At 64.3% G+C, this 20987-nt stretch carries 13 protein-coding genes and 1 pseudogene; 4 read left to right on the top strand and 10 right to left on the bottom strand.

Annotated elements, in window-relative coordinates; translation table 11 throughout:
* Positions 1–11: 11 nt before the first annotated feature.
* The 5 genes from LRA87_RS00070 to LRA87_RS00050 all read right to left on the bottom strand — a co-directional run bounded on the left by LRA87_RS00070 (position 12) and on the right by LRA87_RS00050 (position 8156).
* Positions 12–851 (bottom strand): hypothetical protein, encoded by an 840-nt coding sequence (locus tag LRA87_RS00070; RefSeq protein WP_230628337.1) that lies wholly within the window; start codon positions 849–851, stop codon positions 12–14.
* On the bottom strand, positions 848–1171 hold the full coding sequence (locus LRA87_RS00065; protein ID WP_230628335.1) for a thioredoxin family protein: 324 nt from the start codon (positions 1169–1171) through the stop codon (positions 848–850). Before LRA87_RS00065 ends, LRA87_RS00070 begins: the two co-directional genes overlap by 4 nt.
* A 70-nt stretch (positions 1172–1241) precedes the next feature.
* On the bottom strand, positions 1242–3035 hold the full coding sequence (locus tag LRA87_RS00060; protein ID WP_230628332.1) for an ABC transporter ATP-binding protein/permease: 1794 nt from the start codon (positions 3033–3035) through the stop codon (positions 1242–1244).
* A 20-nt stretch (positions 3036–3055) separates the two neighbouring features.
* Positions 3056–5371 (bottom strand): TonB-dependent siderophore receptor, encoded by a 2316-nt coding sequence (locus LRA87_RS00055; protein WP_230628329.1) that lies wholly within the window; start codon positions 5369–5371, stop codon positions 3056–3058.
* A gap of 43 nt (positions 5372–5414) precedes the next feature.
* Positions 5415–8156: a M16 family metallopeptidase gene (locus tag LRA87_RS00050; protein ID WP_230628326.1), complete on the bottom strand. Its 2742-nt coding sequence runs from the start codon at positions 8154–8156 to the stop codon at positions 5415–5417.
* A 54-nt stretch (positions 8157–8210) separates the two neighbouring features.
* Here LRA87_RS00050 and LRA87_RS00045 point away from each other — a divergent pair, with 54 nt between their 5' ends.
* Positions 8211–9638, top strand: a complete 1428-nt coding sequence (locus LRA87_RS00045) for an aminotransferase-like domain-containing protein (RefSeq protein WP_230628323.1) — start codon at positions 8211–8213, stop codon at positions 9636–9638.
* 511 nt (positions 9639–10149) lie between these two features.
* On the opposite strand, the gene LRA87_RS00040 is transcribed toward LRA87_RS00045, so the two are convergent.
* Both LRA87_RS00040 and LRA87_RS00035 read right to left on the bottom strand, forming a co-directional pair.
* Positions 10150–12342 (bottom strand): beta-glucosidase family protein, encoded by a 2193-nt coding sequence (locus LRA87_RS00040; RefSeq protein WP_230628320.1) that lies wholly within the window; start codon positions 12340–12342, stop codon positions 10150–10152.
* A gap of 49 nt (positions 12343–12391) precedes the next feature.
* Positions 12392–14623 (bottom strand): TonB-dependent receptor, encoded by a 2232-nt coding sequence (locus LRA87_RS00035; protein ID WP_230628318.1) that lies wholly within the window; start codon positions 14621–14623, stop codon positions 12392–12394.
* 193 nt (positions 14624–14816) lie between these two features.
* Between LRA87_RS00035 and LRA87_RS00030 the strand changes: the two genes are divergently transcribed.
* Positions 14817–15890, top strand: coding sequence for a LacI family DNA-binding transcriptional regulator (locus tag LRA87_RS00030; RefSeq protein ID WP_230628315.1), 1074 nt, complete (start codon positions 14817–14819; stop codon positions 15888–15890).
* A 482-nt stretch (positions 15891–16372) separates the two neighbouring features.
* On the opposite strand, the pseudogene LRA87_RS00025 reads toward LRA87_RS00030, so the two are convergent.
* Positions 16373–16591 (bottom strand): annotated as a pseudogene (locus tag LRA87_RS00025) (integrase core domain-containing protein); the annotation flags it as partial.
* Positions 16592–16867: 276 nt separating this feature from the next.
* Between LRA87_RS00025 and LRA87_RS00020 the strand changes: the two are divergent.
* Entirely contained in the window at positions 16868–17650 is a 783-nt protein-coding gene (locus tag LRA87_RS00020) for a hypothetical protein (RefSeq protein WP_230628312.1), read from the top strand.
* A 213-nt stretch (positions 17651–17863) separates the two neighbouring features.
* On the opposite strand, the gene rsgA is transcribed toward LRA87_RS00020, so the two are convergent.
* Positions 17864–18898, bottom strand: a complete 1035-nt coding sequence (gene rsgA / locus LRA87_RS00015) for a ribosome small subunit-dependent GTPase A (RefSeq protein WP_230628310.1) — start codon at positions 18896–18898, stop codon at positions 17864–17866.
* Between the two features lie 549 nt (positions 18899–19447).
* Between rsgA and LRA87_RS00010 the strand changes: the two genes are divergently transcribed.
* Positions 19448–20044 (top strand): FKBP-type peptidyl-prolyl cis-trans isomerase, encoded by a 597-nt coding sequence (locus LRA87_RS00010; protein WP_230628307.1) that lies wholly within the window; start codon positions 19448–19450, stop codon positions 20042–20044.
* Positions 20045–20510: 466 nt separating this feature from the next.
* Here the strand turns inward: LRA87_RS00010 and LRA87_RS00005 are convergent, their stop codons facing one another.
* Positions 20511–20903, bottom strand: a complete 393-nt coding sequence (locus LRA87_RS00005; protein ID WP_230628304.1) for a hypothetical protein — start codon at positions 20901–20903, stop codon at positions 20511–20513.
* Positions 20904–20987: the final 84 nt, after the last annotated feature.

Here is a 20987-nt window from a genome sequence, read left to right as displayed (position 1 = left end):
GGATTGCTGTATCAGGCCGCGCTGGCGGCGGCGAGGTGTGCCAGGATCATGGTCGGCAGCTGGGTGGCGCGCGCCGCATAGGCGGCGTTGGTCGATGCCAGATTAGCCTCGAACCGCCGGGCCAGCTCGGGATGGCGGGTGCGGAACAGGTCGGGAAGGTGGACTGCATCGCCAGAGTCGCGCTGCGGCTGGGTTTCCTCCCACAGCGCGTGGAGGGCCGCATCGGCCGCCTGTTTCTGGACAGCGTCGAAATCGGGGTCCGGCACTACGGGGATGGCGGTCGCCCAGTCGTGGATCAGACCGACCAGAACCGAACGACTGGTCGCCAACGGCCAACAGGCCAGCGCGCAGGCTCGCAATGCCGCCCGAATAGCGTCATCGGCGGCGGCTTCCTCAGTCTCGATCGCGGTGCGCAGCGGCGTCCAGGTGGCGCGATCCGCGATATAGCCGGCTGCCTCGCGACGGTGCTGGGCGACCACCACGGCGAAGCGGCGCGGCGCCAGATCGGGTGCGCCGAGCCGCTCCAGCAAATCAATCAGGATGCGCAGCGGGACATCTGACAGATCGGTCCCCGGCCTTACGCAGCGGTGCCACGCAATCGCGGTGTCGCAGGCGGAGGCAGGAACGCTTGCAGCGATCGGGTCGAGCAGCCCGGCCAGCGCCAGCGGATAGCCAAACCGCGCGGCATAATCCTCGGTCGCAGCGCTTTCCGCCGCGACGCCCAGGGGGGTGCCGGATGTGCCGTCCCAGTGGCTGGCACCGAACGACAGCGTTCCCGCATCGGCATGCCGTTCCAGCCGGGCGATCACGTCGGACCGGATCGCCGGGTCGCCATGAAAGGCGCGGATCACAGATGCTCCTCGATCCACTGCGACAGATGCGAACGCGTACGGATGCCCAGCACGCGATCGATTTCCCTGCCGTCGCGATAGAGCGCCAGCGTCGGCACGCCGCGGACGGCCAGCCGCTCGGACAGGGACGGTTCGGCATCGACGTCGATCTTGCACACCGCGACCTGGCCGACGAAGTCCGCGGCCAGATCGTCGACGATCGGGGCCAGCGCCCGGCAGGGTACGCATCCCGGCGACCACAGGTCGATCAGAACCAGCCCGGCCCGGGCGGCGACCGCTGTATCGAACGTCGCGGCGGTCACATCGATGATTTTCGTCATGGCACGTCCTCTCTCGCGGGCATGCGGCGCTGCCCGTCCTGTATCGTCGAAGTTGGGGGCAAGGCGACGATCAGCCGTTTGGCCGATCTCCGGAAACCACGGCCGCCACGGCAACCCCGTCGGCGATGGTCAGCACGTGGGTGTGACGGTCGATCAACGTCGCATCATGGATCACGCTGAGGATCGTCACATCGGGCAGCGTTTCGCGGATGCAGTCGTAGAAGTGACGGGCGTTGTCGCCATCGAGCGCGCTCGTCGCCTCGTCGAGCACCAGCAACGCCGGTCGGTGCAGCAGGATGCGGGCCAGCGCCACGCGTTGCTGTTCGCCCGGCGACAATTCCTCCTGCCACATCCGCACGGCGTGGAGGTCGTCGGCCAGATGTTCGAGCCGCACGCGATCGAGCAGTGCGAGGATCGTGGCATCGCCGTGAGCCTCGGGCCGGTCGGGGAAACAGATCGCGGCCTTCAACGCGCCGAGCGGCAGATACAGGCGCTGCGGCACGAACATTGCCTCCGTGTTCTCCGCCAAGGTCACGCGCCCACGGCCCTCGGGCCACAAGCCGGCGAGCGCGCGGACGAGGGTCGATTTGCCCGCACCCGACACACCGCGCAGCGCCCAGCGTTCGCCGGTGCGCGCGGTCCAGTCGCCGACCTCGACCAGATGCTCGCCGGACGGCCGGCACAGGACCAGCCCGGTCGCGGCGACCGCGACGCCCGCTGCCGAACCGATGCCGACAGTGATGCCGGCAGGCCGCTCGGTCTCGATCGCGTCGTCCAAGCCCTTGACGCGGTTGAAGTAACTGACTTGCAGGCCGATCCGTTCGAACGCCTGGATGAAGTATCCCAGCGCGAATGCCAGCCGCTGGAACGCATCGCGCGCGCCCATCAGCTGACCGAAACTGAATGCGCCGGCGAAATAGCGCGGCAACAGCAGGAACAGCGGCAGGACGGTAACCAGCCGCTCGTACACGCTCTGCGTCGCGGTGATGCCCAGCGAGGTATAGATCACGGTCCGGAAGTTGCGCCGCACCGCATCGAACGACTGGCGCAGCGATTCGCGTTCGACCGACACTGCGCCGGCCAGCCCGATCTGAGGCGCGTTCCGCCGGACGTGGATCAGGCCGGATCGAAAATCCGCCTCACGGTGCTGTTGCCGCATCGATGCCCGGATGAAGGGCGATCCGATCTTGGCGGTCAGCCATGAGCTGATCAGCACGAAGGTGACAGCGTACCAGACCGTGCTGCCGGGGATCGCCACCGCGATACCGAATGCGGTGAACCGGATTGGTGCAGCGGTCTCCAGCAGGATCATCGCGAAGCTGATGCCGGTCACGATCGATCCGACCATGCGCAGCGAGATGCTGAGCACGCCGGCCGAGGAACTGGTGATCCGCTCCAGATCGTCGGCGATACGCTGGTCGGGGTTGTCGATGATCCGCAGCCGCTCGATCTCGGCATAGCGGTTATGGGCCATCCAGCGATCGACGTAACGTTCGGTCAGATAGGTGCGCCAGCGGATCGACAGCAGCCGCTCGACGAATCCCTCCACCAGGATCAGGCCGACCTGCATCGCCAGGATGCCGATGAACACGAAGATCAGCGATCCGAACACCGCGATATTACGCTGTTCGATGCTGTCGAAGAAACTCCGCTCCCACCGGTTGGCCGAAACCAGGATATAGGCTGTGCCGAACTGGAGGACGAGCAACGTCAGCAGCGCCGCCCATGCGAATTTCCAGTCCTTCGATGCCCAATAGCTGCTGGCCAGCCGCCAGGCGTGACGCCAGCGGAGGCCCGCTGGCTGCGGGTCGGCGAGGCCCGCCTCGCGGCGGACCTCCCCGCTTTGGGTGGGTTGCGGAATCATCTGTCGACCAGGCCGTGCCGTCAGCGGAACTTGTAACCGACGGTCAACCGCCAGTTGCGCGGCTCGCCGATCGGCACGAAGGAACTGGCGATCGTCGGCAGCAGGTTGTTGCGGTCGAACAGGTTCCGCACGCCCAGGTTGATGTCGAACTTGCCCGCCGTCGCGAAGGCATTCAGGTCGGCCTGGACCGATGCCGGGACGTAGAGGATGCCGCTTCGGTCGATCGCCGATCGCGACCGACCGCTGACCCCGGCGCCCAGACCTGCGGTAACCTCCGGCGCCAGCGTTTGCCGATACGAGGTATAGAGGCTGTAGACGTCGCGCGGCTGGCCGTTGACGATGTTGCCTAGCGTGGCGACCGGGCGGAGATAGCGATAATTGGTCCGGGTATAGGCGGCGACGACCGACAGCCCGCGCAACGGCTCGCCGCTCAGGTTGATGTCGATGCCGCGACCCTGCTGGCCCGGCAGTGCGATCTGGAATTGCTGGTTGGTCGGATCGGACACGATGCGGTTGCTTTCGCGGATGTTGAACCACGACGCGTTGAGCAATGCGCGCTCGCCGAACAGATCCCATTTGATGCCCGCCTCGGCATTGCGTGTCTTGACATCGGGCAGGCGATTGCCAGCCCGGTCGAGGTTGAACGTCGGCAGGAAGCCGTAGGCCAGCGTCCCGAACACCGACAGGGTCTTCGTCACGTCGACCACCGCGCCGTAATTGGGTGTCGTGGCATTGGAGCGATCGTCGGTCTTGCCGGCACGGAAAACTTCCGACCTGATACGAGTCCGGTTGTGCCGGACACCGGCCAGCAGGTGCAGCCGCCCGAAGCCGAGCAGATACTGGGCGTAATATCCCATTCGTTCGTTATCGAGCGCGTTGGAGAAGCTGTAGACGCTCGCCAGCGTGGGTAACGGTGGCGCGCCGGTAAACAGGTTGTACGGACGGAAGCCGCCGTTCTGGCCGTTCTGCGCCACGATATTCTCATACATTCGAGAATGGCCCGCGACAATCTTGTGCGACAGCGGCCCCGTCTGAAACGTTGCACGCGCGTACGCGTCTATCGCGTCGACATTTGATTTCTGACGCACGCCCTGCGACGACACCAGCAACAGGCCGGTTGGGGCCAGCAACACGAACGGCGAATATTGCGTCAGGCCGAAACTGGTTTCCTGGTGCTGCCCGCGCACGACGACGGTCAGCCAGTCGGTCACGTTCTGCGTCACCTCGCCATTGAACTGCGTCGTCTCAATCTGAGCGAACTGGTTCTTCGGGCCGATGACGGGCCGACCGGTCGGCAGGGCAAACGGCCGCTTCGTTGCGGGATTGATGATGGTATAGGGCACGGAACCGAAGATCTGGTTGCCGATCGTCGCCGACACGACCGCATCGGTGTCGCCGTTCTTGAAGCGCAGCGACGGGGCGAACAGATAATCCTCGTTGCCGCGATAGCCCCCGAAATTGCGGCTGGCCGTCGCGGCGGTCGCGACGATGCGCGCGCTCCAGCGCTTGTCAGCGCTGATCGCGCGATTGGCGTCCACTGTGCCACGCACCATCCCGAACGATCCGGTTTCAGCGGACACGTACAGCCGCTCGTCCGCACTCGGACGCTTCGTGACGATGTTGACGGTGCCACCCAGATTGTCGCCACCGAGCAGGATCGCATCCGGCCCCTTCAGCACCTCCAGCCGCTCGATATTGGCCATTGGCTGGCTCGTGCCGGCGGCAAAGCTGCTGCCCGACGGGGTTGGCAAGCCGTTGACTGATCCATTCGAGCTGAAGCCGCGGATCGTATAGCTGACGCCGCTCTGGATCGTCGTCGCATTGACGGTGACGCCGCCGGCGTTGGCGAGCGCTTCCGATAAGGTTCGCGCCTGCTGCTGTTCGAGCAGCTTGGACGAGATGACCTGGGTGTTGCGTGCCTGATCGCGCAGCGACTGGCCCAGCCGCGATGAGGTGGTGGCCCCGCGAACGAGGACGTTCGTTTCTGCTTCGTCACGAGAGGCGATGACGACGATGTCGTTGGCGATCGTCAGGCTGCCGTCGTCCCTGCGTTGCCGTGCGATCGGCAGCCCGTCGGTTGCTTGGCGGACGGCATCCTCGGCGGACTTCGCATCCACGACCGGCTTGGACGTCAGGGTCCGCACGGCGTCGGGATCGATGTTGAGCGACTGCCCCGACCAGGAAGTGATCCGTTGCAGCGCCTGGTCGAGCGGCATGGCGGGCAGCGAGAGCGCGGCGGTCTGCGCCTGCACGACGCCCGGCGATGCGAACGCTGCCGCCGACGACGTCAAGGCGATAGCCGCGGCGTGCACCAGTGGTGAAACCCGGTAGTTCATGGTTGTCGTTCCCCCTTTTGAATCTTGAACATCGAATTCCGGGCTAGCCCGGTGCGCGACGGACGAGTGGTTCTCCCAATCCCAGCCCGCCAAACTGCCCCTTGATCCGGTCCCAGTCGCCCACCACCACCCAGTGCATGCTGCCCGGATCGAGCAGGTCGACCGCGGCTTGGCGCACGCCCGCGACGGTCAGCGCGCGCAATTTCATCGGATCGCGGATGATCGCGTCATGGGGCCGGCCATAGGTTTCGCTGTCTGCCATCGCCGTCAGCACGTCGGCATTGCCTTCCAGGCGCGCGGCGATGCGGTTGATGCTGGCATTGGCGATACGGTCGAGCTCAGCCTGGGTGGGCGGTGCGTCGCCGGTCATTGCGCGCATCTCGCGGATCAGCTCGGCGATCGTTTCGCCGGTGTGGTCGCGGTCTACCGACCCGGCAATCTCCCAGATCCGCTGCCCCCGCGCGTCGCCGGTCCCCGACCCGATGCCATAGGTCCAGCCCTTATCCTGGCGCAGCGTCGTGCCGATCCGCGCGCTGGACGTGCCGCCATAGACTTCGTTCGCGCCATCGAGCGCCAGATCGTCGTCGGCCGATGTCGGCGAGATCGTCCGTGCGACCTGAATGTAGGACTGGACGGCGCCAGGCTTGTCGATGACGATCAGGCGGGGCGCTACCGTCGCGACCGCCGTCGGGATCGGCGGGTCGATCGCTGCGAGCCCGGCGCCTGTCCACCCACCCAGTGCCGTTTCCAGTAAAGGGCGCAGTACGGCCATGTTGGTATCACCCGCGATATACAGCCGGGCCCGATCGGGTCGCACATGCCCGCGCAGCCAACCGTGGACCGCCGACAGATCGACCGCCGTGATCGCCGGAATGTCAGCCGCGGCGTCAGCGTTCGCGCCATAGGGATGCGCCGCACCGTAGATGGCGTTGCGCACCATCCGCTGGGCCGATGGCCTACCGAGCATTTCCGCGCGGGCCGCAGCCAGCGCAGTGTTCCGGACCCTGGCCAGCGCGGTGGCAGTCAGGCTCGGCTGGCGAGCGATATCTCCCAGAAGCGCGATACCCGACGCCAATTTCGCCGTATCCATCGACAGCGACACGTCGGAGACGTCGAGCCAAACGTTGGTACGCAGGTTACCACCCAGCGCCTCGACCCGTGGTGCCAGCGGTCCGGTGGCGTCCGCCAGCATCGCCATGGCCATGCGGTCCACCGGACCCGGCGCGCTCGCCGCACCAGCATCGAACCGCAGCAACATTTCCGCCATCGCGGTGCCGGGTCGCGGCACGAGCACGACCTCAAGCCCATTCGATAGCCGGGCGCGTTCCACCTTCGGGAAGGCGATCGGCACCATCGGACCCATCGCAGGTGGGCCCTGCGCCAGGTCGTAGCCGCCGGCCGTCGCCTTCCAACCCGGCAGCGGCCGGACGATCAGGCGATGACCCGGCCGCCCATAGACCGCCGCCGCCGTCCGTCGCACGCTCTCCGGCGTTGCCGCGCGCAACTGGCGGACATAGGTGGACATATAATCGGGATCATCGGTCATCGACACGCCGCGCATCAGCAGGAATGCCTTGCCGAAGGTGCTGTCCTGCGACCGGCGGACATAGCCGATCCGCGCATCGCGGGCCCGCGCCAGTTCCTCGAGCGTCGGGCCGTCGGCGACGAACCGGGCGATTTCGGCATCGAGTTCGGCCTCCGCGCGCCGGACCTGGTCGGGCGATTTCACCTCGACGACGAAACCCATCTGACTCGACAGCCGCCGTTCGTCGAACGTGACCATCGCAACCGTTGCGATGCCCAGCTCGTCGACCAGCCGATGGTTCAATCGCGATGTCGCACCATTGGCCATGATCTGCGCGATAAGGTCGAGGTTCGCGATATCGGGCGTGCCGGCGGGCGGTGCGGCATAGGTCGCATAGATCCTGCCCCCCGGCACCGCCTCGAACGTCTCTCGGCGCAATGCGCCCGGCAAGGGTGAGACGCGCGTCAGCACGCGATTCAGCGGCGCGCGCGGCGACAGGCCGCCGAAATATCTCTCGACCAGCGCACGGGCTTCGTCCGGCGCGATGTCGCCGGTCAGGATCAGGGATGCGTTGGCAGGGCCGTAATAGGCGTCGAACCAGTCGCTCGCGTCCTTCACCGTGATCGCGCGCAGATCGGCCTCGCTGCCGATCACGCCGTGGCGATACGGATGGTCGACCGGATACATGTCCGCCGCGATCGCGATCCAGTCGGTGCCATAAGGAGCACTCCCGCGCTGCCGCTTCTCGTTCAGCACGACATTCACTTCGCGCGACACCTTGGCCGGGGTCAGCGCCGCGGCCAGATAGCCCATGCGGTCGGCTTCGAGGAACAACGTCCGTTCCAGCGCGGCACGTGGCACGGTCTCGTAGAAGATCGTCCGGTCCTCGGTGGTCGTGGCGTTCAGTTCCGACGCGCCCATTCCGGTCAGCGCACGCACCGCATCCTCATCCCAATGTCGGCTGCCGCCGAGCATGAGGTGTTCGAACAAATGGGCATAGCCATACTGGCCGAGATTCTCGTCTTTCGCTCCGACGTCGTAAATCACGATTGCAGTGACGATGGGCAGCCGGCGGTCGGGCTGGACGACGACCTTCAGTCCATTGAGCAGGGTGAACGTCGTGGCGCGTTGCGTTCCGACGGGAATGATGCCGGCGTTTCCACCGTTCAAAGCCGGCCGGGTCTGCTGCGACCATGCAGGAGCCGCAGCCGATCCGATCAGCATCGCGACAGTGAATAATAGGCGCCATCGAACCGTCATGATGATCTCATGACCTATTGCTATCACAAAGGCGCCAGTACAATTTGCAATAATATGACCGAACCGTTCCACTCTACTGGGCCTGACAGTTGTTTGAACGGTCTATTGCGCAACAATACGACAATGACTCTGTCCGACCGTCTTTACAGGGATGTGGCGGGGATGATCATCGACGGTTCGTTCGCGGTCGGTCAGCGACTGCCGTCGGTTCGCGATATGGCACAGCGCCGTAGTGTCAGTCGCGATACCGTTCTTCGCGCCTACGACCGACTTGTGTCCAGCGGGCGTGCACATGTGGTGCGGGGGTCGGGATATTTCGTTGCGGAACGGGTTTCGCCCCCGTCCCCTATCGTTTCGATAGACGAGCGGCATCCCCAGGATCCGACGCGGCTCCTGCACTCGGACTTTTCGCTCGATCATCAGCCGGGCAGCGGCATCCTGCGTCATGGAGCCGCTGCGCAGGTGGAGGTCGCCCGTGTGCTGCGCAGCGTCGTGGCCAGCGGCTTTGGCCTCGATAGCGGCTATGGCGATCCGCTGGGCTATCTGCCCCTGCGCCAACAGTTCCAGAGCGGGTTGCGACAAGGCGGCGTCGATTGCGCGATCGACAATATCGTCACCGTTCCCGGCGCCACTGCCGGCATCAGTCTGGCAGTACGGGCGCTGTTGCGGGCGGGGAGCGTAGCACTGGTCGAAGACCCCTGTTCGTTCATCCACATGAACACGCTGATGGCACAGGGCGCGGAGATTCGCCGCGTACCCCGGCTCGTGGATGGACCGGACATGGATGTCCTGCGCGAACTGTGCGAACGATACCGTCCAAAGCTGTTCGTCCTGAGTTCGCTGCTGCACAATCCTACTGGCACCACGATCACGTTGCATAAAGCACAGACGCTGATCGAGATGGCCGCCGAATTCGGAATGGTGCTCATTGACGACTGCAGCTACGCCGACTTGCTGCCCCGAACTGAAAACCAGTCGATGGTGCCGTTGATCCTGCTCGATCGGCTGCGCTGGGTGATCCACATCACTGGTTTTTCGCGCACCGTCTCACCGGCGATCGGCTCCGGATATGTCGTCGCTGGCGAGGCGCACATGCGCTATATCCGTGCCTATCGCCCCGTAGCGGGCCTGGGTAACATGATCGTCGCCGAACGGAGCGTGTATCGCTTGTTAAACGAGGGGTCGTATCGACGGCGGTGCGAGCGCATCCGGGCTAGCCTGGCGTGCCAGATGGTCGCGCTGCGGCAGCATATCGCATCGATCGGACTGCCCCTTCCTTCCAGCCGGCCAGGCATGTTCCTGTGGCTCCCGCTCGGGGAAAACGTCGAAGCGGCCGCCGTGGGCACGCGCATGTCAGTGCGAGGGTTTCTCACGGCACCGGCGAAGCATTTCACGCCTTTGCAGAACGCGCAGTCCTATATGCGTTTCAATGTTACCACGACCAGCGGAGATGCAGTGACGGCGCTGTCTGCCTGTCTCTGACGACGCGGCGTTGGCCAACGATCGCCTGTCCTCGGTAAAATGCTGTCAGTCCAACACGAACCACTCTCCACATGATGCACTTGGTTCCTTGACGCTGGCGGCCTGGCTCGCAAGGATCTGCCACGCCGCCAAGCCGCGGGGCGTCGTTTCCCGCAGGCCTGTCGATCGGTGAGACGGCGCTTCAGACTGAAGTTATTGTGGATGTTGGCGTGTACGAAGGCGAACTTCTGTAGCGTCTTCAATTGTCTGAAGCGAAGCATCGACCGCTCTCGTCGTCAGAACGGCAGATGAGAATTCTCCACCGATTGTTGGCCAAGCGTCCGACCTCCTGGCGTTCGGCATTGCCTAGCCATCGTCGCGCTCGCAGCCACCGTCGTCGTCTGGCTATAACCGATAAGTCCGGACCCTAGGCTAACAAGGCGCAAATCCGCTACGTCGACACCTATATCTCAACTTCAGCAAGGCACTCCACCGCCTCACGCCCCCGGCATGTTCAAGCCAGTTCAGCTCTTCAATGGCCGACCGACCATGATCGCGCAGGAAGATCGAGCGTGTATCTGTCGCCCAGCGCCTCGGCATTATCACCCGCCGCGATTTCGTAGCGGCCCGCCGGCAAGTGCCATGCGCCCTGCCGCCAATCCGCCATGACGCGGCGATCCAGCGGCACGACGACGCGACGTTGCTCGTCGGGCTTGAGATCCACGCGCTGGAAACCGATCAGCCGGCGCATCGGCACACCGGCGCGACGGATGAGATAGAGTTGCACGACGGTAGCGCCGGACCGGGAGCCCGTGTTCCGAACGGTGACTTCCGCGGTCTCGTTCCGAACGACCGGCCGCGATGTCGAAAAGCCGGTGTAGGACAGGCCGAACCCGAAGGGGAACAAGGGCTTGTGGCCCATGCGCGCAAACCAGCGATAGCCGACATCGGCGCCATCGACGCTATAGTCGATGGTCATGGACTTGCCGGGCTGCGGCTTGCCGGCGTCGAGCGGTTCGAGCGTATCGCTGCCGTCGATCAGCGGGCGCGCCAGCTGCGCCGTATCTGCCGGGAAGGTCACGGGCAATCGTCCGGAGGGGTTCACATCGCCGAACAATACGGCGGCAATAGCCTCGCCTCCGCGAGCGCCGGGATACCAAGCCTCGATCACCGCCGCCGTGCGATCCAGCCAGGGCATAGCCACGGCGCTGCCGGTCTGGAGCACGACGATGGTGTTGGGATTGGCGGCAGCGACAGCATCGATGAGAGCGTCCTGACCGCGGGGCAATGACAGATCGGGCTGGTCGAACCCTTCCGTCTGCCATTGATTGGCGAATACGATCGCGACGTCGGCCTTGCGCGCAGCGGCGACTGCCTGGCCGACATACGCGCCGGTGCGGAAGGTCACCGACACCTTCTCTCCCGCCCGGCTTCGAATTGCCGCCAACGGCGGGGTTACACGCTGATATTGTTCATAACCGTTGAACAGGCCCTTGCCGCCACCGGGGAGAGCTGCGGCTGGACCGCCATCGACGTGAACCTGACTCGACCCCCCGCCCGAGAGCACGCCGACGTCCGCATAGCCGCCGATGACCGCGATCGACGCCACTTTCGACGCCAGCGGCAACACATGCCCGCGGTTGCGCAGCAGGACGATCGCCTGACGCTCCACCTCCTCCGCGATCGCCGCATTGGCGGCCTTGTCGATGGAACCGCCGGGTCGTACGGGCCGGCTGCGCAGGCCATTCGCGTCGATCGCGTAAAGCACGCGACGGTTCATGTCCGCGAGCCGCGCGCGATAGGCAGCATCCCGTGCGGCCGCCTGTTGCAACGGCGTTTGAAAGTAGCGTTGGGCGTCGAGCTCGCCAGCCGACTGCTGATCCAGACCATGCATGGCATATTCCACCGAATGGACCGCATTCCAGTCGGACATGACGAAGCCGGGATATTTCCAGTCCTGCTTCAGCACCGTGTTGAGCAGCCAGTCGCTTCCGCAGGCATATGGCCCGTTGACCCGGTTATAGGCGCACATGACGGCGCCCGGCTTGCCGCGCTCGATCGCGATCTGAAATGCGAGCAATTCGCTTTCGCGCGCTGCGGCCTCGCTGATCCGTACGTTCGCGAAGTGACGCCCGGTTTCCTGATTGTTGAAGGCGAAGTGCTTGACCGTGGACATGATCGCGTTCGACTGGACGCCGGCGATCGCCTCACCGCCCAGAACGCCCGACAGCAGCGGATCCTCGCTCAGATACTCGAAGCTCCTGCCACCGCGTGGATCGCGTATCAGATTGATGCCCCCTGCCAGCAGGACGTTGAATCCTTTCGCACGCGCCTCCGCACCGATCATCGCACCGGCCTTGCGGACGAGGACGGCATTCCAGGTTGCGGCCATCGCGGTGCCGGAGGGCAGCGGCGTCGCACCCTGCGATCCACGGGCGCCCAGTGCCCATGACACGCCCAGGCTGGCGTCGCTGATGGTCAGCGCGGGGATACCCAGACGGGGAATAGGCGCGACATAGCCGGCGCCCTTCACCGCGCCTTCCGGAATCTGGTCGCCGAGCGGACCATCGGGCAGCGGCATCATGCTGCTCGTCAGGACGACGCGCTCTGCGTCCGTCATGGCGGCTTCGGTCGCGCGCGGCCAGTCGTCGCCACGCCTGTCGGCCGCCGCGCTGGCGCCCGTCGTGGCCAGCAGCAACGCAGCGCCGACAGTTTCCCGGATCATCTCGCCTCTCCACCAGCGTTCGACGTCACCACGCCGCGCATGGCCCCGATCAGAACTTGAACGTCGCGCGCACGCCGAGCGTGCGCGGATCCTCGAACGCCGCCTCGGCTCCCGCCGAGTTGCGGGCGAAGGTGAGCACCATCGCGTTCTCCAGATTCTTGGCGAACAGTTGCAGGTTCCACGCTTCGTCCGCGGGCGCGAACGTGATCGTCGCGTCGGTCTTGGTGAAGCTCGGCTGATAGAAGTGAACCCGTGTCGCCAGATCCGTCAGGTCATACCGATCGGAAAAGCGCGTGCGGACATTGGCCGAGAGTTGCTGTCCGCCTCCAAGCACCCGCGTGTATGTATAGCCGGCGAACCATGACCAGCGCGGGGCACGCGACAAAGCCTGTCCGGCAAAGCTGACGGTGGCGGTCGGCATGAAGTCGGCATACCGGGCATCGAGCCAGTTGAGACCCAGATCGACCTGATGCGCATCGGCGGGTCGGATGATCGCCTCGAGTTCGACGCCATCGATCTTGGCGCGGGCGGCATTGGATGTGATCGAACAGTTGATTCCTGCGCAAAAGCTCGCCTGACTGAGCTGCAGGTTGTTGTAATCGTAATGGAACGCCGCACCATTCAGCCGAAGGGCACGACCGCCCAGCCGCCATTTGAAACCCACTTCATAGGCCGTCAGCGTTTCGGGCTCGTAGTAAAGCTGCTGTTCCGACAGCGTGCAGGTGGGGCCTGAGCCAACCTGACAGCCGTCGTTGAAGCCGCCCGCCTTGTACCCCGTGGACATGCTGCCGTAGACGAGGCCCAGATCACGAACATCATAGTCGACGCCGCCGCGCCACGTCACCCGGCTGAACGATCGTTTCGCATCATTGACCTGAACAATCGTTCTGACGGGGGTATCGGCCGTGATCGCGCCCGTGCGGGATTTGTCGTCGTGAGAGTAGCGGACGCCGCCGGTCAGGTTCAGTCCTTCGGCAAGGGTCAGCGTGGTTTGTCCGAACGCGGCCTTGCTCTCCGACACCGTGGGATTCTGGACGAACCGGCGGTTGGCTTCGATCACGGTCGTGTCGATCTTCGATGTTTCCCGGAAGTAGAAGGCGCCCACTTGCGCGCGCCACCACCCGCTGCCGCCGAAGGCGAGCCGCGCCTCTTCGGAATGCTGCCGGTACGTGCCGTCGAACGTGCTGCGGAACGACGCCGTCGGGCCTGCGTGCCGCCGCTCGTCGCGTTCGAATTCGCGATAGGATGCGAGCCATGTCAGCTTGGCCGGGCCGAAATCCCAGTTGAATTCGCCCATGACGCCGCGATCGCGATTGTCGCGATATTCCCGCCAGGGGATGATCCGGCTGGTCGTGCGCTGCGCCTGTGTCGAGGAGTCGAAATAGATCGGTGTCGTATCGGCGGTGAACGGACCGCGGAAGAAGTTGGTCACCGGCACCACCGCAAATGGTGATCCCTTGATTACCGAATAATCGGCTTGCAGGTACAAGGAGACGTTGGACGCCAGGTCGGCCAGCGCCGAGAGACGGATCGACCGATTGTTTCGCGACGGATCGATATCGATCCGGCTGACAGATGTCTCGACGACGTTGTCACGCCGTTCCAGGTTGACCGCAGCCCGGACGGCGAGCCAATCGGATAAAGGCAGATTGACGACGCCGGTCGCCTGAAGGCTGCCGAAGCTGCCATAGCCGACCAGGCCAGACACTTCGAACCGTGGGGCGGGTCGGGCGGAGATGACGTTGACGACGCCTGCCGTCGTATTCCGGCCGTATAACGTGCCTTGCGGGCCGCGCAGCACCTCGACACGCGCAAGGTCGAAGAACGAGACGTCCTGCGCCTGCGGACGTGCGATATAGATGCCATCGCGCAGGAAGGCTGCGGAGGGATCCCCCTTCTCGGTGGCATCCGTGCTGGTCACGCCCCGGATCGTGATCTGCAGGCCGCCGCCCGCAGCCGGCGCATTGTCGCGCTGTATGGCGACGTTGGGCGTAAGATCGGCCAGAGCGGTCGGGCTGGTGATGCCGGCCTGGATCAGCGTGTCGCCCGTCAACGCGGTCAGCGCAGCGGGGGTGCGCGACAAAAGGGATGTCTCGCGATTTGCGGTCACCACGATGTCGCCTTCGGGCGCCTCGCCGTTGTCCTGAGCGATTGCCTCGGCAGACGATGCGGCGACCCCGTCGGCGGCGACGGGCGGTGCCGCGGTGGTGCTCTGCGACCAGGCAGGCGCCGAAGTCAGCGCGGAAATCGAAACGCTGAGTGCCAGTAGAGACCGTTTCATACCATCCTCCCCCTCTTGTCGATCACCGGCCCGTTCGGGCTCTTGATAGATCGCAGCATCTTGCTCCAACCGAAGCTGACACTCTGATGTAGATTAACGTCAACGTTGTCAACAATGATAGACAACGTTGACGTAGTTAGCGTGCATCGTGGGTGTTAAGGGGGGCTTTGGTGATCGGGCGGAGGGATCGAGTTTGAAGGACAGAACACGTATCCGCCTCATTGATATCGCGCGGGAAGCGGGCGTGTCCGCAAAGACCGTCTCTCGCGTCGTCAACAACGAACCGGGGGTGGCCGAACCGCTTCGAGCCGCGATCAGGCAGACGATCGACCGTCTCGGGTTTCGGCCGAATCATGCCGCTCGCGCGCTCAAGATCAACTCCAGTCGAACGATCATGTTGATAACGAACCGGATCGATTCACTTTATTCCGCCGCCGCCATTCAGGGCGCACTTGCCGCATGCCGCCTCGGCGGCTTTCAACTGATCGTCGAGGATTATCAGGCGGATGATCTCGGGCGTATCCTGGGTGATCTGGATAGCAATCCGGTCGACGGCGTCCTGACCCTTCCACCGGTAAGCGATGATACGACCTTGCTGGCCGCCCTTAAGGCGCGCGATATTCCCGTTTGTCGCATGTCGCCCGCAACGCCGCTTGGATCAGCCAGCGAGGTTGCGTGCCACGAGTTCGACGGTGCTGCCATGATCGGTCGGCATTTCCGCTCGCTCGGCCACGAGTGCGCAGCTATTTTGCTCGGCATACCGTTGCATCGTGCGGCGATGTTACGGCGCGATGGCTTCGAACAGGGCTGGGCCGCGGCTGGCGGCAATCCTGCCCGGATCAGGGCCATCGAGTGGAGCGATTATGGCGATGCCTTCGATGCATCCGATCGCGACGGCCCGGCTGTCCCTCAATCATTCGTGGATGTCGGGGCTGCGGCAGCGCGACGATTCCTTGCGCTGGAGGACAGGCCGACAGCCGTGTTCGCCTTCAACGACGCGATCGCGATCGGCTTCATGTGGGAAGTGCGCGCAGCTGGACTCGCAATCCCGACCGACCTATCGGTAGCAGGCTTTGACGGCGGCGTCGCCGCATCGCTGGTGCGCCCGCGCCTGACGACGATCCACCAGCCGTTGGTCGCGATGGCAGCCGCTGCCGTCAAGGGATTGATCGAGCCGCACGCCCCGGCCGCCTCAATCTTCGAAGTGACGTTCGTACCTGGTGAAACTACTGCAATTCCGTCGCTGCCGTCAGGTATGACCAGGTGACCGCGGTCAGGGCGGCTCGGCCTCGTAGAATGTTGGCGGACAGGCACCGGCAGCGGCTTGGAATGACGGCAAACCAGCGTCTCCGGCGCACCGAGGCTATAAATCGAATCCAATCCATATTCTGCAATTGTGTCAGGGTCTTACGTCGATGGCCTGTCTTCGGCCAGGGCGGGAACAGCCGGACCGCGTAAATTTGCGATGATCCGACCGCAGCCATTTGGAGGCCCCTGCCCGCCTTCCAACTACTGTCATCTGTTCATCTCGAACCGAGGCTCCCCGGTTTCTCATTCAGGCTGAGGGTGAGTTTCCGGCGTTCATTCGGCAGCCTTGGCGACCTCTGCGGCAGTATCTTCGACCGGCGTCATCCAGCCAGCCAAGCGACGTGTAAGGACGCCTCTCGTTAGAGTTCCTCCACCAAGCCTTGAGGTGGTCTCGCCATCCTGAACGGTTTGGCGGCTGAGCTAGGCTATACCCTGGTTGGTTTACGCCGCCATTCCGGTGAACGCCACATCCGGGGCATCACCCGGATGTGGCGTTGCCGCGATCTGCCCATACACCTCGTCCGGCGTTCGGCAGGCGAGGCGGGAGTGAGTCCGCTCCCCGTTGTGATAGGCAATCCATCCGCCGAGCCCGGTCCGCAGCTCGGAGCCGGTCTCGAATGCATTCAGGTAGACGCATTCGTATTTCAGCGACCGCCAGAGCCAATTGACCGAAGCTTTGCACGTCCGGGCCGAAGGCGACATCGTGATGATCGATGGCGAGGCGAAGTAAAGCACCGCTCTTCCCGGCAACTCCTACCCATAGCCGCGAAGCGCTACATGAGGCGGTGCCTACCGCAAACGGTCAGATCGGCATCCACCCCTCAACCGACCGCAACCCCGATTCAACGCATGGAGGGGCAAGGGGATATCCGCCATTCTTGTGACGTTCATCCGGTACGCCCTAAGGGCGCCGCAACGGATGATCTGAGCGAGACGATGCAATTACGGGCGAACTTCGGCTGGGGCTTGCTGGGCGGACTGGTTCTCGCCATGTCCGGCTGCGCCACTCCGCCCACTCCTGTGCAGCCGCCACCGGTTGTCGCGACATTGCCGCCGCCTCCCCCGCCGATGCCGGCAGGTGGCTATATCGGCATGAAGAGTCCGACCAGGCGCGCCGATGGCAACTATTTCACGCCCAATCTCGACAACACCGATCAGGCGGCCGTTTGGCATCTGCGCAACGCGCTTAACGTCGCCGCGCTCGGCTGCGATCAGGCAGGTGGCGGGATCGTCGAACCTTACAATGCGTGGATCAAGACGCATGCGACCGTGATCGATCGGTACTACCAAGCCTATTTGCGGGAATGGCAAGCGCCCGGTTGGTGGGATTGGCAGCGTGTCTACGACGACAATCAGACTCGCATCTACAATTTCTACGCGCAGCCGGTGATGCGGGCGGCCTTTTGCGCGGTGGCACGCGTGGAGATCGCGCAGGTCGGTCAGGTCGCGGATGACGATCTGCCGGCCTTCGCCCGGGCCGCTCTGGGACGGCTCGACCGGCCGTTCGTCGAATTCTACGCGGCATTCGACGCCTGGCGCGACTATTATCAGCCGGCTCCGCCACCGGTGGTGCGAACCATCGACGTCCCCATCGTGGTGACCCCGCCGGCCGTGGTCGCGACGCTGGGCAGCAATGATACGGTGACGACCGGTGCCGAGGTTTCTCCGGTTCATGCGCCTGGCGATACCCCGCCTCCCGATCTCCTTTCGCCTCGATGACAGGTCACTGTCTCGGGCACGTCGATGGCGAGGACGAAGCCCGCAACCGTCGATGATGACGCCTCTCTGGACGGAGTACCGCTTCGCAACATCTGAACTGCAAAACATGCTTTCCCCCGTCCCTCGGGCGTACGCTTGCAGAGCTCTTCATGCGCCATTCGGCCAGTACTCACCGCTTCGACGCGGATATCCGAATATAGCGGGAGGCTGTCATCACCTCTTCCCGCCCCTATCCGGGCGAGGGCGGCGGACAAACGCGCCGCCGCTGTTCGCCCGATCTTCTTGCGACAGCTTGCGCCATCGCGCGACGCGGGCGGGATCGAGCACACCGCTCGTCGTCGCGGCCCGGATGGCGCAGCCAGGCTCATCGGCATGGGCGCAATTGGCGAAGCGGCAGGCGAGCGCCAGGCTCGTGACATCCTCGAACACCTCGGTCACGCCAGACGCCACTTCTGACATCTGAAGCTCGCGCATACCCGGTGTGTCCACCAGCCACCCGCCCCCGCCCGCATCGCCGGCAAGGCGGTGCATCTGGCGAACGGTCGTTGTGTGCCGGCCCTTGCCGTCGTCCTCGCGAACAGCCTGGGTGGCAATGTCGTCCGATCCGATCAGCGTATTGATCAGCGTCGACTTGCCGACCCCGGACGATCCCACCAACGCGACCGTCGCTCCCGCCCCGCAATACCTCGCAAGGCGAGCTGCGTTCGTCGGGTTGCGGGCATCGACCAGTTCTACCTGTAATGCCATCTGAAGAGCGCGCGCGGCAGCGACGAAGGGCTCGGGCGCCGGCGACAGGTCCGCCTTGGTGAGGACGACCACCGGACGAACGCCGGTCTCGCGCGCGAGCACCAGGTAACGCTCGAGACGTGCGACGTTGAAATCCTGATTGCATGACGTGACGACAAATAACGTATCGACGTTCGCAGCGATCAGCTGCACGCGGCGGTCGTGAGTCGGGGCGGGTCGCTTGAACAGGCTCGTCCGATTGAGGATGCGCGCGATGGTTCGGGTGCCCCGATCCATCAGCAGCCAGTCGCCGACGGTAGGGCGATCCTCCGCAGCTCCGTCACCGGCCGCACTGGACGAGATCGAGCCATCGAAGCCCTCGCCCATTACCGTAACTCGTCCGCGATGGACGGACATCACACGGACGGGCTGGCCAGCGACACCCTCTTCGATCGCAACCTGTTCGCTGAAGAATGGCTTCCAGCCGAGATACGCGAGCGTGACGACAGGATCATCTATCATTCAGCGTAGGCGTCCAGAGCCGTCCGTCTACTCAGCATCCGGCGCTCGCTGCTCGGCGGCCCGCTTGTCGGCCTTGGCTTGCGCCTTCTTCCCGGCCTCAACGGCTTTGTTCTTCTCACGCTCGCGGCGCTCAAAATCGTAACTCGGCTTACGTGGAATGTCTGTGGCTCCAAGACTTGGGTCCGGCTGGGCGATATACTGCCCTTCGACCAACCTGAAGGGTAACGCTACACTGATCCGTCGAACACGACTAGGGTCAGCTCGATCGTCGCGATCGTGTGGTTGTAAGCCGAACGTCGTCGTGAACAAACCCGGCCGAGGAAGTGCAGCGTGTTTGTTGCGACGGGCATCTCGACACACTTCCGCGTCGATTGCCCTCGCCATCCACCATGATCAACACCGGCTTGCCGCGTGACGTCCGCGCCCGGCCAGCGTCGAGGCAGCCTGATAGCGGCTCCGGTCGACTGCCGCGGTTGGGAAGCCGATCCGCATCGTGCCGCATGGCGATCCCAATGGCGCTGCGCTCAAGCCTTGCATATAGCCGGTCCCATGCCATTCTTTCCGCCCGCGTCGTCCCGCTTCATTCTCGCCACGCTCCTGTCGCTGCTCACCGCCCCGTTGCCGGCAAGCGCAGCTGAGGCCCGCCGGCAAAAACCGCGTGCCGCGGCACCGCAACCCATCAAGGCTGACAATGCGATCATCGCATTGCCGCTGAACCCTGTCGTGCCGGCGGGGCAGCGCGTGTGTTCGACGACGGCAGCGTCTGGTCTGGGATCGACGACGCTACGGGCCGGCGCCGGCGCCAAACCTGGCGCGGGCGACGTCGTCCTGGTGAATTATGTCGGCTATCTTGCGGCGACCGGGGCTGTATTCGACCAGGGAATGCGATCGCCCTTGCCAGTCGACGGCGTGATTCCGGGATTTTCGCAGGGACTGCGGACGATGGCGCGGTCCGGCATCACGCGGTTCTGCGTTCCCGCCGCACTCGGCTATGGCGGCGGGGCATCGGGGCCGATCCCCGCCAATTCCGATCTCGTCTTCCAGGTCGAACTGCTCGACTTCAAGACGGCCGCCGAGGTCGAAAGCATGAACAACGCTCAAGTCCCCGAACCCGCGGCGCCAAGGAGCACCCCACCTCAGCCGTGATCGGGTTTCGTCCGGAGCGCCGGTGCCGCGCTGCACCACACCACGCATCCTTCCGTTCGCCCGAGGCGCCCACCTACGCCGACGCGGTGCCATATGAAAACGTCCAACCTGCCCCTCCCCCCACGCTCGACCCGTGAAAGCTGGGAACGGAGACGCCGGACTGTTGCAGGAGTTCAACCAGCGGCCAGCGGAGCGTCTCAGGCAAAGCGGGCAGTCCTGATGCATTGGAGAATGCTGTCACCTCAGGGGATGAGTTGAAGTAGCGAAACGGCCTGCGCGGCCTGCGCGGCCGGGCATACCGCCAGTCTGTTCTGCCCTATTTACCAGTCGGTGCATTTGGACTGACAAAGCTTGTCCTCGCGATACCGCCAGCACGCAAACGCGTGAACGGGCGACCACAGGATGGGCGCGGGCACGAAAAAGAGCAGTGGTAGTCAAAAGCAAAAGTCATCGTACTAGGCTCCCATCAATGTGGAGCGGCTGCAATTGGACGATCATCATTGCGAGCCGCTAACACTATAATGCCATCTTGCATCCATGCCTCGACACCCAAGGTGATTGCGGCAGTACGTGCGAACCCACCGGGATCGTCTAGCCGGAACACCCCGTACAGACGTTTTTGCGCCAGTTCCGGACCACGGATGACGATCGGGATCGCGCTGTAACGATTGAGCTCTGTGACGGCCTCCGCCAGCGTTTCGCCTTCGAGATCCAACCTGCCGGATCGCCATGCGAGTTTGCGCTCGATCGTCGGCGCGACGACTGCCTCCCGATGCATCGTCGCGGTATCGGATACGATCAACGCGCCGCCCGCGTTAGGGTCAGGACCCATTGATGGGAGCGCCGCGATCTGATTCATGCTCCGTGAGGAGAGCGTGGATGAGCGACCTGTACTGGTTGACGGATGAGCAGATGGCGCGCCTGCAGCCATACTTCCCCAAGA

The sequence above is a fragment of the Sphingomonas sp. Leaf37 genome (assembly GCF_920939475.1).
Classification (GTDB): Bacteria; Pseudomonadota; Alphaproteobacteria; order Sphingomonadales; family Sphingomonadaceae; genus Sphingomonas.
This window is presented reverse-complemented; position numbering and strand designations above follow the sequence as displayed.